Source organism: Pedobacter sp. BS3, from assembly GCF_008274585.1.
In the GTDB taxonomy this organism is placed as follows: Bacteria; Bacteroidota; Bacteroidia; order Sphingobacteriales; family Sphingobacteriaceae; genus Hufsiella_A.
Map to the genome: position 1 here is coordinate 854,961 of NZ_VTRT01000001.1, position 14,810 is coordinate 869,770.

Sequence of the window (14,810 nt, forward strand, 5' to 3'; positions counted from 1 at the left end):
GAAATGAAAAAGATCATCAATATATTATTCATAATTACAGGGATTGCTTTTATAAGCAGTTGTAAAGACACGCTGGAAGCTCCTACCAAATCATCTTTGGATGAATCGGTTATTTTTTCTACCCCCAGCTTGGCTGAAGGAGCCATTGCTGGTGTTATCCAATCATTTGCAGAAACTAACTCATACCGTGGCAGATTTTTAGTTTACTATGGTATCAATACGGATGCTGAGGTATATAACAGCTTAAAATCAGTAGATGATGATAAGGCCCGGTTATCAAACTATAATACCAACGTGAATAACTCTCAAATGAACACAAACGATAATGTGTGGGCAAAGCTTTATGAGGGCATTGAGCGGGCTAATTTAGCAATCAGAGGATTAAGAACCTATGGACATGTTGAAAGCAACCCGCAGTTGGCGCAAATATTAGGCGAAATGCTAACCTTAAGGGCTGTAGTGTATAGTGACCTGGTAAAAGCATGGGGAGATGTGCCTGCCAGGTTTGAGCCGGTAACTTCTGCTACCGCTTACCTGCCCCGAAGTGATCGGGACGTTATTTATAAACAACTGCTTGTTGATCTGGATTCGGCCGCCAATTTGCTACCCTGGCCTAATGAAACATCAACCACAACTTCGGTTGAGCGTGTAAATAAAGCGTTTGCCAAAGGCATGAGAGCACGTATAGCCTTAGCTGCTGGTGGATACGGACAACGCCCGGATGGTATTCGTTTAAGTAATGATCCTGATTTGGCCCGCGAAAAGATGTATACTATTGCAAAAAATGAATGTCTGGACATCATACAAAGCGGGAAGTTACACTTGCTTGGTTTTGAAGAACTTTTTAAAACTTTAAATCAGGAAACTGGTAAAGCCGGTTTGGAATCGATGTGGGAAATCCCGTTTAGCGAAGGCCGCGGTAGGGTGATTTTTGATTTAGGTGTTAAACATACTACAACCGATAAATATACCGGACAGGCCAAAGGCGGTACGAATGGACCTAATCCCATTATGTTTTATGAGTATGATAAAGACGATGTTCGTCGCGATGTTACCTGTGTTCCTTATGAATGGACAAGCGGCGTACAGGTTCCGACTAACTTAAATAAATGGTATTTTGGAAAATACCGTTACGAATGGATGTCAAGGCGGGTAACTTCTACTAATGATGATGGTCTGAACTGGCTTTACATGCGTTACGCTGATGTACTGTTAATGGCAGCGGAAGCGATCAATGAATTAGATGGCCCAACCGCGGCAGCGCCGTACTTAAAACAGGTGCGGGACAGGGCTTTCCCGAACAATCCTGAAAAAGTTGCTCAATATATGTCTGAAGTTACAGCAGATAAACCAACCTTTTTCAATGCCATTGTTAACGAAAGAGCCTTGGAATTTACCGGCGAAATGTTACGGAAGTCCGACCTGATTCGCTGGAATTTATTAAGCGCCAAACTAAATGAGGCCAAAACAAAATTGCAGCAGCTTGAAAACAGGCAAGGCCAATATGCTGACCTTCCTGCAAAAATTTATTACAAAACAGCCGCCGATGGAGAAACCGTACAAATTTATGGCTTAAACCACGGCGATACTGATGCACAGGGCGCCTCGTTAGGATATACATCAAATAAATCATGGAAATTATCTTCTGACGGAGATGTTGTTACCTATTGGGATGCACTTTTCCGGAGAAACCCGGATACACAGCAGTACTGGCCGATCTGGCAAACATTCTTAGATTCATCTAACGGCATGTTAAATAATAATGGTTATAACTTTTAATTCATACTATTATGAATACAAACAAAATATATATAATTATCGCTTTCCTAGCTGGTATAGTAAGCTTATCCGGTTGTAAGGATGATGTGTTGTCCGAAATAACTACCTTAAACGTCAATAGAGCCTTTTCTCCAACTGGATTAACTGCTCAGGTAGTTAATAAAACAGGAGTAAAGTTGACATGGAAAGCCGTAAATAATGCTAATTCTTATACCATAGAGATTTTTGACAATGTAGATTTTTCCGGTTCGCCGGTAAAAACTATCTCTGATATTTCATTTAGTCAGGTACCTTACACTGTTACTGGTCTTGCTGGAGAAACCCAATACGCAGTAAGAGTAAAAGCTATTGGTGAGAATATTGATGACTCTAAATGGGTAACAGCTACATTTGCTACCGATGCAGAGCAAATCTTCCAGGCGGTCGATCCGGATAAGCTAACTGCAAACTCGGTTACACTGAACTGGCCTGCAGGAGAAACAGCAACCTCTATAGTGCTCACGCCGGGAAATATTACGCATACGGTTACCAGCACTGAAATTACTGCCGGAGAAGCCACTATTTCAGGCCTGACCGGAGAAACTACCTATACGGCTAAGCTAATGAATGGCACTAAGGTTCGTGGTACCATAACATTCACTACCTTAATAGATTTAGGCGGAGCGATCCCTGTTTCTCCAACAGATAACTTAGCAACATTAATTGCAAATGCCACCGGAGGCGAGACTTTTGCCCTGTTACCAGGAGCTTATACCATTAATGCCGATATTACTGTTAGTAAATCTATATCCATTAAAGGTGCAAAGCCCACAGATAGGCCGGTTATTACCGGGGCAGTTTTCAGGATAAAGGCTAACGCTGCTTTTGCGTTAAAAGATGTAGTGCTTGATGGCACAGGAGCGTTAAATAATAACCAGGCTATTATATATGATGAAGCTTCAGATAATGCGTATGGCAATTTAAATGTACAGGGTTGTGAAATTAAAAACTATGTAAAAGGCATTATATATGTAAACGTTAAAGCCCTGATAGAGTCAGTAAACTATAGTGATAACATTATTCATGATATCAAATGTGATGGTGGTGATTTTGTTGACTTTAGAAATGGTATAGCAAAAACATTCCTTTTCCAAAACAATACGGTTTATAATAGCAGTAGCGCTGGTTCAGCCAGGGATATCTTCCGTATGGACGCAGGAGGATCAACAAATTTCCCAAGTATAAATAGTGTGATAAATATATCGAATAACACCTTTAATAAGATTCCGGTTACTGATGGTAAATCCCGTATGCTATATATCCGCTTAGCGAATCATGGAATTACTTTTTCTAAAAATATTATAGCTAACTCGGGGGCATTTTATAGTGATCAGGCTGCAACGCATGTCGTTGCTATGGTTGCTAACAATTACTTCAATGCGCCCAAGTTTATTAATGAAGCCACATCTAAAATTAATGATGCTAATGGTACAACCCTCGACCCTGGCTTTAAATCTCCTGATAGTGGCGATTTTACATTAAGTAATGACGATTTAAAATTAAATGGTATTGGCGCCGCAAGATGGCGTTAATAAGATAAAGATTAGTCAGTAAAGGTGGTGCATTTACACCACCTTTTTAATTATATGGATATATGCGAAGACTCAACTGTAGTTTGATTATTTTGGTATTTGCTTTAACAACTTTTTTTTCTTGTAAAAAATCTAAAAAAGAAGATACCGGCGGAAGTAATAATCAAAATAATGATAAGCCGGTGCAGGTTGTAGAAACCGCTTACGCCTTTCCCGGAGCCGAAGGATTTGGTAAGAATACCACCGGTGGACGTGGTGGCAAAGTTATTAAAGTAACCAACCTTAATGACTCCGGTTCAGGCAGCTTACGCGAAGCCATCAATACCAGCGGAGCCCGCATTATTGTTTTTGAGGTATCCGGGAATATTCAGCTAAAAAGCCGCTTACAAATTAAAAATGGCGACGTAACTATAGCCGGGCAAACTGCTCCCGGCGATGGGATCTGTATCCAGAATTACGAAGTACAGATCGATGCCGATAATGTGATCGTAAGGTATATGCGTTTTCGTCTCGGGGATTTAACCCAGCAGGAAACAGACGCATTCTGGGGCCGTAATCATCAGAATATCATTATTGATCATTGCTCCATGAGCTGGTCTATTGATGAAACCTCATCATTTTATAACAATAAAAACTTCACCATGCAATGGTGTATGCTTTCAGAAAGCCTGAATAAATCCTTTCACGAAAAAGATGATCATGGCTATGGGGCAATCTGGGGTGGCACTAATGCAAGTTTCCATCATAACCTGCTGGCTAATCATTTAAGCCGGTTACCAAGGTTTAATGGCGGCTTACGTTCGGGTATTGACCCCGGGCCGTATGGAGGCGATTTGGTTGATTACCGGAATAACGTAGTATATAATTGGGGCGACAACAGCAGCTATGGCGGCGAAAATGGTAAATACAATATTGTAAACAACTATTATAAAGCCGGTCCGGGAACAGCAACCAGTAAAACAGCCCGTTTGCTGGATGTTTATTTTGATAATTCGGTAGCTTCTCCAGGATACGGGCAGTTTTTTATTAGTGGTAATTACATGAACGGCAGTACGTCGGTAACAGCCGATAACTGGACTGGCGTAGCCTATAAAACCGGTGCTTCAATGAGCCTTTCAAAAGTAAGCTCGCCTTTTACTGATGAAAATATTACCGGGCAAACAGCAGAAAGTGCTTTCGCTTTGGTTTTAAGTTATGCCGGTGCCAGTTTCAAACGAGATGCAGTAGACAGCCGGATAGTCAATGAAGTTCAAACCGGCACAGTAACTTACAGTGGTTCTAAAACCGGCCGGAAGGGCATCATCGACTCACAAGCCGACGCTGGCGGCTGGCCCGAATTAAAATCGCAGCCGGCGCCGCTTGATACCGATGGCGACGGTATGCCCGATGAGTGGGAAACAGCCAATAAGCTCGACCCGAAAAAAGCCAATGCCAATAGCCACGATCTAAGCACCGGCTATGATAACATTGAAGTATATCTGAACAGCCTGGTGAAAAACATTACCCAAAATCAGGCACAATAATAATTATGAAAGCAATTTTTCTCCTGTTAACACTGTTTGTTAACGTTTTATATGCACAGGTTCCGGCTTTTCCCGGGGCCGAAGGATTTGGGAAATATACTACCGGTGGTCGTGGGGGTAAAGTGTTGATGGTAACCAACGTGAACGATAGTGGCCCCGGCAGCTTACGCGAAGCAGTAAAAGCCAACGGCCCGCGAATAATTGTTTTCACGGTTTCAGGCACAATTGCGTTGCAATCTCCGTTAAGCATTAAAAACGGTGATGTCACCATAGCCGGTCAGTCAGCTCCCGGCGATGGTATTTGCCTGAAAAATTATACCACGCATATTGATGCCGACAATGTGATCATCCGTTACATCCGTTTCCGCCTGGGCGATGAATCTAAGCAGGAAGACGATGCCATCAATAGTACACATAACCATCGCGACATTATTATCGATCACTGTTCCATGAGCTGGTCGGTAGATGAATGCGCTTCTTTTTACCGGAACCATAATTTTACCCTGCAATGGTGTATTATTGCCGAGGCGCTGAACCATTCCGTGCACAGCAAAGGGCCGCACGGTTATGGCGGTATCTGGGGTGGCGAGGGAGCCAGCTATCATCATAACCTCATTGCATGCAACAACAGCCGCAATCCCCGTTTCAGCGGCTCGTCAACTACCCTGAACCCCGAAGATGAGCTGGTAGATTTCAGTAATAACGTGATTTTTAACTGGGGGCAAAACAGCAGCTACGGCGGTGAAAAAGGACGTTACAACATGGTAAACAATTATTACAAGCCCGGCCCGGCAACATCCAAAAGCAAGCGCCAGCGTATGATGAATCCCTGGTCGCCTTACGGGAAGTTTTACATTGCCGGCAATATAATGGAAGGGAGCAAAGAAGTAAGCGCAGACAACTGGAAAGGCGTAGAATATGAGCACGGTCAATCTACCGATTCAACATACACAGATAAACCGTTCCCGGTAGCAGCTATCAGCCTGCAAAAAGCACACAAAGCCTACACAGATGTACTGGCCAAAGCCGGCGCCAGCATAACCCGCGATGCTGTGGATAAACGCATCATAGAAGAAACCCGCTTGGGGATGGCTACCGCAGGAGTCAATAAAAACGGGCTGATAGATTCGCAGAATGATGTAGGTGGCTGGCCCGAATTAAAATCTCTACCAGCTCCGGCTGATACGGACAGGGACGGTATGCCCGATGTCTGGGAGAAAAAAATGAAGCTTGATCCCGCTAAAGCCAATGCAAACGGTCGTGATTTAGACAAAAACTACGATAATATTGAAGTTTACCTGAATAGCCTGGTCCCCCTTACAAATGTAGCAGGCTGATACCCCACGTTAGTGCCAAAGGGCCCATGAGGTTTTCACACAACATTCACAGAGAAGAATTCCTTGGCACTCCTGGCGTAAATCACATCGTGTTAATTTAGATTAATGCTAAATAATTATTGCAAATATAAAGTGCAATGCGTTCCTTTGCAGCGAATTTAATTAGATTTAATCTAAATAATATCACGTACTGCAAATTAATATCATAATTCAATGAAAAGATCATTACACTTTGTTTATTCGCTGCTGATGCTGTTATTTACAGCAATAGGCGTTTATGCACAAACCGGAACTATTTCCGGAACTATTTCCACATCAGATGGTCAGCCGGCCGAGGCTGTATCTGTAGGCCTAAAAGGCAAAGGGTTGGGTACTATAACCGATACCAGGGGCTATTATGAGCTCAAAAAGGTGAAACCCGGAACTTATACGCTTCGCGTATCGGCTGTGGGCCTGGCAGTTCAGGAAAAGACCATCACATTATCTGCTAACCAAAGTCAAACTATTAATTTTACACTTACCGAAAATGCAGAACAGCTTAAGGAAGTAACGGTATCGGCTGTGCGTAATAAGTACAAGGTTGATAAACCTTCGCCTTCTTTACGTCTCAATGAACCAATTCTTGAAATGCCACAGAACGTTCAGGTAGTAACAAATGGTCTTATTAAAGATCAGCAGATCTTTGATATGTTAGAGGGTGTGACCAGGAATGTAAGCGGGGCATCGCGTACTGAACATTGGGATAACTACGCCCGTGTAACCATGCGTGGCGCCAATATTCAGGCCTTCCGTAACGGGATGAATGTAACCATGCCCTGGGGGCCGCTCACCGAAGATATGAGCTTTGTTGAACGTATTGAATTTGTAAAAGGCCCGGCCGGATTTATGCTTGGTAATGGCGAGCCTGCCGGTTTTTACAACGTGGTTACCAAAAAGCCTACCGGCGAAACCAAAGGCGAAGCTACCCTCTCGTTAGGCAGTTTTGATACCTATCGCAGTACAGTTGACCTGGATGGAAAATTAAGCAGCAATGGTAAATTATTGTACCGTTTAAATGTAATGGGTATGCTTAAAGGCTCGCACCGGCAATACGATTATAATAACCGGTATACACTTGCCCCGGTGATCACCTATAAAATAAATGATAAAACATCCATTACAGGCGAATATACTTATCAGTTCTCACAAGTACCATTACTGGGTTCGGCCTACGTATTTGGTGCTAATGGATATGCAACCACAGATCGTGACCTATCATTACTTGAACCCAATATTGACCCTACCAAAATTAATGATCACAGCGCTTTCCTGACATTTAATCACCAGCTTAACGAAAACTGGAAATTTACGGCACAACTGGCCTATTTAACTTTCTCACAGAAGGGAAGCTCTACCTGGGCAAGCAGTATATATGATGATAATGGCAATATAGCAGTATCGGGTGCTGCCATTAACGGAGATATTCGTCGCAGCATAAATGTATGGGATGCATGGGGGCAAAATAAGTTAGGTCAGGTATTTTTAAACGGAAATGTAGGCACTGGTGCTGTTAGCCATAAAATCCTGGCGGGGTTAGATATGAGCAATAAGCAATATCTGGGAGATTGGAGCCAGAGTTTCTTATTAAGAAATGCAGACGGCTCGCTGTTTAATATTTACAATCCTGCTTATGGACAGGTTCCACCAGATTCTATCTTAACGTACGATCGCAGCAAAAGTCTGAGGCAACGTGCCGGTGCAAGTATGAATTATGAGAATTATACCGGTTTGTATCTTCAGGATGAATTAGGCTTCCTGGAAAACAGGATACGTTTAACACTGGCAGGTCGTTATTCAACCTTAAAGCAATTTGATGGCTATAGTCCAGAAACAAACGATTCTAAACTTACACCACGGGTTGGCCTAAGCGTGTCTATCGATAAGCAAACCTCATTCTATGGCTTGTATGATCAGACATTCCTGCCACAGTCCGGCCGCGTATATGGTGGCGGTAAGATAAAACCTTTAACAGGCAACAGTATAGAGTTTGGTCTTAAAAAAGACTGGTTTGGTGGTAACTGGAATACAACGTTGTCAGTTTATCAGATCACAAAAAACAATATTATGGGAACGGATACCAATCCGGAGCATATTACAGACGAAGAGCCGGTTGGTACTTACGCCATACAAATTGGCCAGGTTAAAGCAAAAGGTATAGAGTTTGATCTTCATGGTGAAATTGCAACCGGGTTAAGCTTAATTTTCAATTATGCTTATACGGATTCAAAAATTACTGAAAATGGTGGCGATGCCTATATAGGAGCCAGCATCGATAGCTATGCTAAGCACAATACCAACGGTTGGCTGTCATACCGTGTTACCCAAAGCGAATTTAAGGGCTTAGGGATTTCGCTGGGTTACCAGTACCAGATAGACCGTGTTGCCGGTAACTGGGGCGGTATCAATCCGTTAAATGTATCATTGCCTGATTATTTCCGCTTAGATGGTGCTATAAGCTGGCAAAACGATAACATGAACATCGGGTTAAATGTTAATAACATACTGAACAAATATTTGTATATGGGAGCTCCCTATGAAGATTATTATTACTGGCAAACTGAGCCGGGTACTAATTTCAGGCTCTCTATAGGGTATAAATTTTAATGGATGACCTTTAAAAAGGCAGTTGGCAAAATACACCTCTGGCTCGGATTAGCGTCCGGGCTGGTGGTGTTTATTGTGAGTATTACGGGCTGCATCTTCGCTTTTCAAAAAGAGATCAGCGAAGCCGTAGAGCGTGATCTGTTTTTTATCAAGCCACCGTCAGCACAGGCGCAAACGCTACCGCTAAGTACCTTATTACAGCGGGCAGAAGGTGCACTGGACGGTAAGGTTTACCCCAATTTTATTACCAGCTACCGCAGTCCCGACCGTACCTGGGAATTTATGGCCTATAAAGATGGCGATGAAAAAGCATTTACCTTTTTCGGAACAGTTGATTATTATAAATCAGCTTTTGTTAACCCGTATACAGGTGAAATTACCGGTATAAAAGATTATAAATATGATTTTTTTACCGTTATTAAATACCTGCACTGGAGCCTGTTGTTAAATACTATCTATGGGCAGCCCATTGTAGGCTGGTCTACGTTTATTTTTGTTATCATGCTGATAAGCGGCCTCATTTTATGGTGGCCAAAGAAGTGGAATAAAACCAATATTCAAAAGAGCTTCAACATCAAATGGTCGGCGAAGTTTAAGCGTATAAACTACGATCTGCATAATGTGCTTGGCTTTTATGCCATGCTGATAACGTTGATACTTGCCTTCACCGGGCTGGTATGGGCATTCAGCTGGTTTCAAAGCGCAGTGTATGTGGTTGCGTCGCAATCGGTGACTCCTCCGCAGCATAAAACAGTAAAGTCAGATACCACTGCGGTTGCTGTAAAAACTCCGCTCGATATTGCTTTCAGAACAGCTCAAAACACATTTCCGGAGGCAGAGCGTATCGGAGTATCTCCGGCAACGGGAAAAGAAGGCCTTATCTATATATACGGCTATCGCGATGAGGAAACCTATTACGATGCCGATGGGCTGCAATTTGACCAATATACCGGTAAGCTGCTTAACCGCGAAAACTTCAAAGACGGCAACGCCGGCGAAAAACTCATCTCCATGAATTACGATATTCATGTGGGCGCTATTCTCGGTCTCCCCGGAAAAATCATTGCCTTCTGCGCCAGCCTGATAGCCGCCAGCCTGCCTGTAACCGGGTTATTGATATGGCTCGGAAAAGGCAGGAAAAGCGCTAAGCGCTCAAAGCGAAGAGTTATTCATCGCCTGCGTTTTGGTAAGGCTGTCAGTGCATCCTGATGTTAAACTCCCAACTCAGGCTTAATAAAGCTGGCTCATATCCCGTTTAATGATCAGCAAAGCCGTATCGTACGGACTTTCCTCCTGTTTGGCCAGATGCGACAAAATAGTGCGGCTCAGCTCAGTTCCCGAAGCATCTTCCGGCAATCCCAACGCAGCATTCTTAACCATGTTAATGGTCTCGTCTTTTAGCTTTCTCACCATTTCCCATGCCGCATCACCTACATACAACTGCTGGGCAATATTGTGCTGGTACTCATTCCTGATCTCTGTAATAACCATATTTTGCAGTTCGCGGGCGCTCATACCGCTAACATGCAGGCGGATAAGCATATTCACCGGGTTAATACGTTCGGTAAAGATCACCAGGCGCTCATAAGCCTGTATCCTTAAAGGAAGCAGTTGAGCCTGGGCTCCCTTTTTCAGTTCCAGCAGCTGGATATGTCCCTGTTTCCGGATATATGGGCGCAATACCAGGTATCCTACCCCAAAAACAACCAATCCGGCAAGGGTATATTTTAACGTATCAATTAAAAAGCTGATGATATCCATTATGTTAACGTATGGTCATGAAAGAATTAACGCAAACAAAAATGTGCATTTTACCTTATATTTGCATGATCAAAAGAGGATGAAATATGAGTACTGCAACCCTTACCTCAGCTCCGGTTACTTTAACAGAAGGAGCTAAGGCAGAGATTAGAAAATTAAGAAGCCAGCAGGAGCTTAACGAAGATTTTGGCTTACGCGTGGGTGTGGAAGGCGGTGGCTGTTCAGGCATGAATTACGTGCTGGGCTTTGACCAGAAGAAAGACGGCGACCAGGAATATATGATCGATGATATTAAGATCTACATGAATAAGGCTCACGGGCTTTACCTGGTGGGCATGGAAATAGATTTTCAAAACGGACTGAATGCCCGTGGTTTCACGTTTAATAACCCCAATGCAACCAGCACCTGTGGCTGCGGTTCGTCTTTTGCCGTATAACACGAGCCTGATATCTTTTTATAAAAATCCTGCAGGATACTTTTCATGCGGGATTTTTTTATAATATAGCACACAAAAATGCTAACATAAAGCTAAAAATTGATAGGTCTGTAACAGATAAAACGTGCAACTTGCAATAGAAAAATAACTGATCGATTGTATGAAAGCCATTTTAACTTTTCTGTTTGCTTTTGTTTTTACGTTAACCTATGCACAACCGGATAACGGGTTGGCAAAAACACCGCCAATGGGCTGGAACAGCTGGAATTATTTCGGCAAAGCCGGTATTGATGAAAAAATTATTAAAGAAGTTATTGATGCTATGGCGGCCCATAATATGAAGCAACTGGGCTATGAATATATCGTGGTAGACGGCGGCTGGCGGGATACCGTGCTGGGTAAAAATGGAGAGCTATTGGTAAACAAGCAGAAATTCCCTCATGGGATGAAAGCTCTGGCCGATTATGCCCATAGCAAAGGATTCAAATTCGGGCTGCATACAGTGCCCGGCTCACACGATTGTGGCTGCGATAAAGTTGGCGGCTGGGGCGTAGAAGAAGTACAGGCAAAACAATTTACAGACTGGGGACTGGATTTTGTAAAATTAGACCGTTGCCGGTTTTCGCTGGATGAACACCCGGATTATCCTAAAAAAGATCCGCGATGGTACAAAGGCTGGGATGCGGAAGGCAAAAATATCCTGACGGCATACAGCAAATGGAGCAAGCTGCTGAAAGAAAGCGGGCGTAAGATCCTTTTCAGCGCCAGCGCATACCGCTTTTATGACTGGTATCCCCAATTAACCAATATGGGGCGTACTACCGGTGATATCAAATCAAACCAAACTAAAGGCGCCGTTTTTGACAACCCGAAGGTAAACAGTGTAATGACCGTTGCCGACAAGAACAACAAATACAGCCAATATGCAAAACCGGGTTACTGGAATGACCCGGACATGCTGGTAACCGGCGCCCAGGGACTTACTTATGAGGAACAAAAAGCTCATTTTGCACTGTGGTGCATCATGACTTCGCCGCTTATGCTGGGTAACGATCCCCGCAACATGACCAGTGAAGAGTTAAGCATCATAACCAATAAACAGGCAATAGCCATTAACCAGGATCCTACCGAGCAGGGAAAGAAAATTAAATCGGAAGATAACGCCGAATTGTGGGCTAAGAAGCTTAAAGACGGCAGTTACGCGGTACTCCTTTTAAACCGGGATAATGCAGTCGCTAAGCCCATTACCCTCAGCTGGACGGACCTAGGCTTAACCGGCAAAAAACAAATCAGCGATGTATATGCAGGTAAAAAGCTCGGCAGTTTTAACAACAGCTTTTCGGCAACGGTAAACCCACACTCAGGGTTGTTTATTACGGTAAAGGCAGATTAAGGTCTAATCGTTTCTCGTTGTAAACTTTGCGTAAAAAAGCTCTCGCTTTGCTCATCGGGATTTGCAATCCCGGTGGCCATAACCCCGGATTTAAAATCCGGCACTAACAGGGTCAGGATTACAAATCCTGACCAGCGATGATTGTTTCTCTTTGCGAACTTCGCGTAAAACTTTCGTGGGCTTGGTGTGAAACAACTCAGTCAATATACTCAAAACCGGTATACGGCACTAAGGCAGCCGGAATCTTAATCCCCTGGTCAGTCTGGTTGTTTTCCAGCAACGATGCCACGATACGCGGCAGGGCCAGGGCGCTTCCGTTAAGCGTATGCGCTAACTGGGGTTTGCCTTCTTTACCCTTAAACCGCAGCTTTAAGCGGTTGGCCTGGTAGGTCTCAAAATTAGAAACCGATGAAACTTCCAGCCAGCGTTTCTGTGCGGCACACCATACTTCCATATCGTAGGTTTTGGCTGAGGTAAAGCCCATATCGCCACCACAAAGGCTTAGCACACGGTATGGCAGCTTCAACGCCTGAAGCAACGACTGCACATAGCTGCTCATCTCTTCCAGCACTTGGTAAGAGCTATCGGGGTGCGCAATCTGAACAATTTCAACCTTATCAAACTGGTGCAGGCGATTTAACCCACGAACATGAGCGCCATACGAACCGGCCTCACGACGAAAGCAGGGCGTATAACCACAATTCCGGATGGGCAATTCTTCCTCTTTCACAATCACATCCCGGTACAGGTTGGTAATGGGTACTTCGGCGGTAGGAATGAGGTATAAATTATCCACACCGATATGATACATCTGGCCTTCCTTATCGGGAAGCTGCCCTGTACCAAACCCAGAATCCTCATTAACTACTACAGGCGGCTGTATTTCGCGGTAGCCTTGTTTTCCGGCATTATCCAGAAAGAAATTAATTAAAGCCCGCTGCAACCTGGCACCTTTTCCTTTGTAAACCGGGAAACCGGCCCCGGTGATCTTATTACCCAGCTCAAAATCAATAATATCGTATTTGGCGGCAAGCTCCCAGTGAGGCAAAGCATTTTCAGGCAAATTAGGTTTGTCGCCATGCTCAAGTGCCACTTCGTTATCATCAGCCGATATACCTTTGGGAACAGAACTGTGCGGCAGGTTAGGTAACAGCACAATAATCTGCTGCAATTGCTGCTCTAACTGCTGAAGCTCATCCGCCAGTGTTTTGGTTTGTTCTTTATAAGCACCGCTGTTCGCTTTCAGCTGTTCAGCCTGTTGCTTTTCACCTTTGCGCATTAATTCGCCAATTTGTTTTGCGGTGGCATTCGCTTCCGCGGATATGGCATCCAGCTTAGTCTGAACCTGGCGGCGTTTTTCGTCAACCTGTAACAGTTCATCAACCAGTTCCGGCTGTTTAAAATTCCTGACAGCTAAACGCTCTAAAACTTTCTCCCTATTTTCGCGGATATAATTAACTTGCAGCATGCTAATAAATTTTGGCAAGGCAAAGATATAACTGAATTGCGAATTACAGGTTACGATTTCGTAATTTGACTGATTTGCAAGCGAAAAACAGCCATACATGAGCGGTAAACTGTATTTAATACCTACACCTATCGGCAACCTGGAAGATATTACCCTGCGGGCCATACGCCTGCTAAAAGAGGCTGATGTGCTGTTGGCCGAAGATACCCGCACCAGCAGCTTACTGCTAAAGCACCTGGGCATCGACAAAAAAATACTGGCGCACCACCAGCATAACGAACACCAGTCCGCAAAAGAGATCATCCGTTTTTTAAGCGAAGGTAAAACCGTTGCCCTGATGTCTGACGCCGGAACGCCGGCCATCTCCGATCCCGGTTTTTTCCTTGTTCGTGAAGCCATAAGAAATGATATTGCCGTAGAATGCCTGCCCGGAGCAACGGCCTTTGTGCCTGCTTTGGTTAATTCGGGCTTGCCTTCAGACCGTTTTACGTTTGAGGGATTTCTCCCCGTAAAAAAAGGACGCCAGACCCGGCTCAAACAGCTGGAGCACGAAGAACGAACCATGATTTTTTACGAATCGCCCCATCGGCTGTTAAAAACACTAACTGAATTTATACAATACTTTGGCGATAACCGCCCGGCATCAGTATCGCGTGAGCTGACCAAACTTTTTGAGGAAACTGTACGGGGCAGCCTGGCAGATATAAAATCACATTTTGAAAACAATACCTTAAAAGGAGAATTTGTAATTTGTGTGGCCGGAAAAGGTAGTGTAAAAGAGTAGCTTTCAATGATAGAGTCCCGTTTCTGTTTTTGACTTTTTAATTTTAACTTTTGGTCCCGAAGCGTCGGGATTTCGCTTCGCTCAACTTTTAATAACGAAGATACCTGTAGTTTT

At 43.8% G+C, this 14,810-nt stretch carries 11 protein-coding genes; 9 read left to right on the forward strand and 2 right to left on the reverse strand.

Annotated features, from left to right (window positions below; translation table 11 throughout):
• Positions 1-3 precede the first annotated feature (3 nt).
• The 6 genes from FW774_RS03720 (at position 4) to FW774_RS03745 (ending at position 10,062) form a co-directional block, all read left to right on the forward strand.
• Entirely contained in the window at positions 4-1,779 is a 1,776-nt protein-coding gene (locus FW774_RS03720) for a RagB/SusD family nutrient uptake outer membrane protein (protein ID WP_149346784.1), read from the forward strand.
• 11 nt (positions 1,780-1,790) lie between these two features.
• Complete coding sequence (locus FW774_RS03725) at positions 1,791-3,350, forward strand: fibronectin type III domain-containing protein (protein ID WP_149346785.1); 1,560 nt, start codon at positions 1,791-1,793, stop codon at positions 3,348-3,350.
• A 62-nt stretch (positions 3,351-3,412) separates the two neighbouring features.
• Positions 3,413-4,873 (forward strand): pectate lyase, encoded by a 1,461-nt coding sequence (locus FW774_RS03730; protein ID WP_149346786.1) that lies wholly within the window; start codon positions 3,413-3,415, stop codon positions 4,871-4,873.
• Positions 4,874-4,878: 5 nt separating this feature from the next.
• On the forward strand, positions 4,879-6,210 hold the full coding sequence (locus tag FW774_RS03735; protein ID WP_149346787.1) for a polysaccharide lyase family 1 protein: 1,332 nt from the start codon (positions 4,879-4,881) through the stop codon (positions 6,208-6,210).
• 213 nt (positions 6,211-6,423) lie between these two features.
• Complete coding sequence (locus tag FW774_RS03740) at positions 6,424-8,853, forward strand: TonB-dependent receptor (protein WP_149346788.1); 2,430 nt, start codon at positions 6,424-6,426, stop codon at positions 8,851-8,853.
• 3 nt (positions 8,854-8,856) lie between these two features.
• On the forward strand, positions 8,857-10,062 hold the full coding sequence (locus FW774_RS03745; RefSeq protein ID WP_149346789.1) for a PepSY-associated TM helix domain-containing protein: 1,206 nt from the start codon (positions 8,857-8,859) through the stop codon (positions 10,060-10,062).
• 21 nt (positions 10,063-10,083) lie between these two features.
• Here FW774_RS03745 and FW774_RS03750 read toward each other — a convergent pair whose 3' ends face one another.
• Complete coding sequence (locus FW774_RS03750; protein WP_149346790.1) at positions 10,084-10,614, reverse strand: hypothetical protein; 531 nt, start codon at positions 10,612-10,614, stop codon at positions 10,084-10,086.
• Between the two features lie 86 nt (positions 10,615-10,700).
• Here FW774_RS03750 and FW774_RS03755 point away from each other — a divergent pair, with 86 nt between their 5' ends.
• Positions 10,701-11,051, forward strand: a complete 351-nt coding sequence (locus FW774_RS03755) for a HesB/IscA family protein (protein WP_149346791.1) — start codon at positions 10,701-10,703, stop codon at positions 11,049-11,051.
• Between the two features lie 160 nt (positions 11,052-11,211).
• Positions 11,212-12,444, forward strand: a complete 1,233-nt coding sequence (locus tag FW774_RS03760) for a glycoside hydrolase family 27 protein (RefSeq protein ID WP_149346792.1) — start codon at positions 11,212-11,214, stop codon at positions 12,442-12,444.
• A 196-nt stretch (positions 12,445-12,640) separates the two neighbouring features.
• On the opposite strand, the gene serS is transcribed toward FW774_RS03760, so the two are convergent.
• Positions 12,641-13,912: a serine--tRNA ligase gene (serS, locus tag FW774_RS03765; RefSeq protein WP_149346793.1), complete on the reverse strand. Its 1,272-nt coding sequence runs from the start codon at positions 13,910-13,912 to the stop codon at positions 12,641-12,643.
• Positions 13,913-14,009: 97 nt separating this feature from the next.
• Between serS and rsmI the strand changes: the two genes are divergently transcribed.
• Entirely contained in the window at positions 14,010-14,696 is a 687-nt protein-coding gene (gene rsmI / locus FW774_RS03770; RefSeq protein WP_149346794.1) for a 16S rRNA (cytidine(1402)-2'-O)-methyltransferase, read from the forward strand.
• Positions 14,697-14,810: the final 114 nt, after the last annotated feature.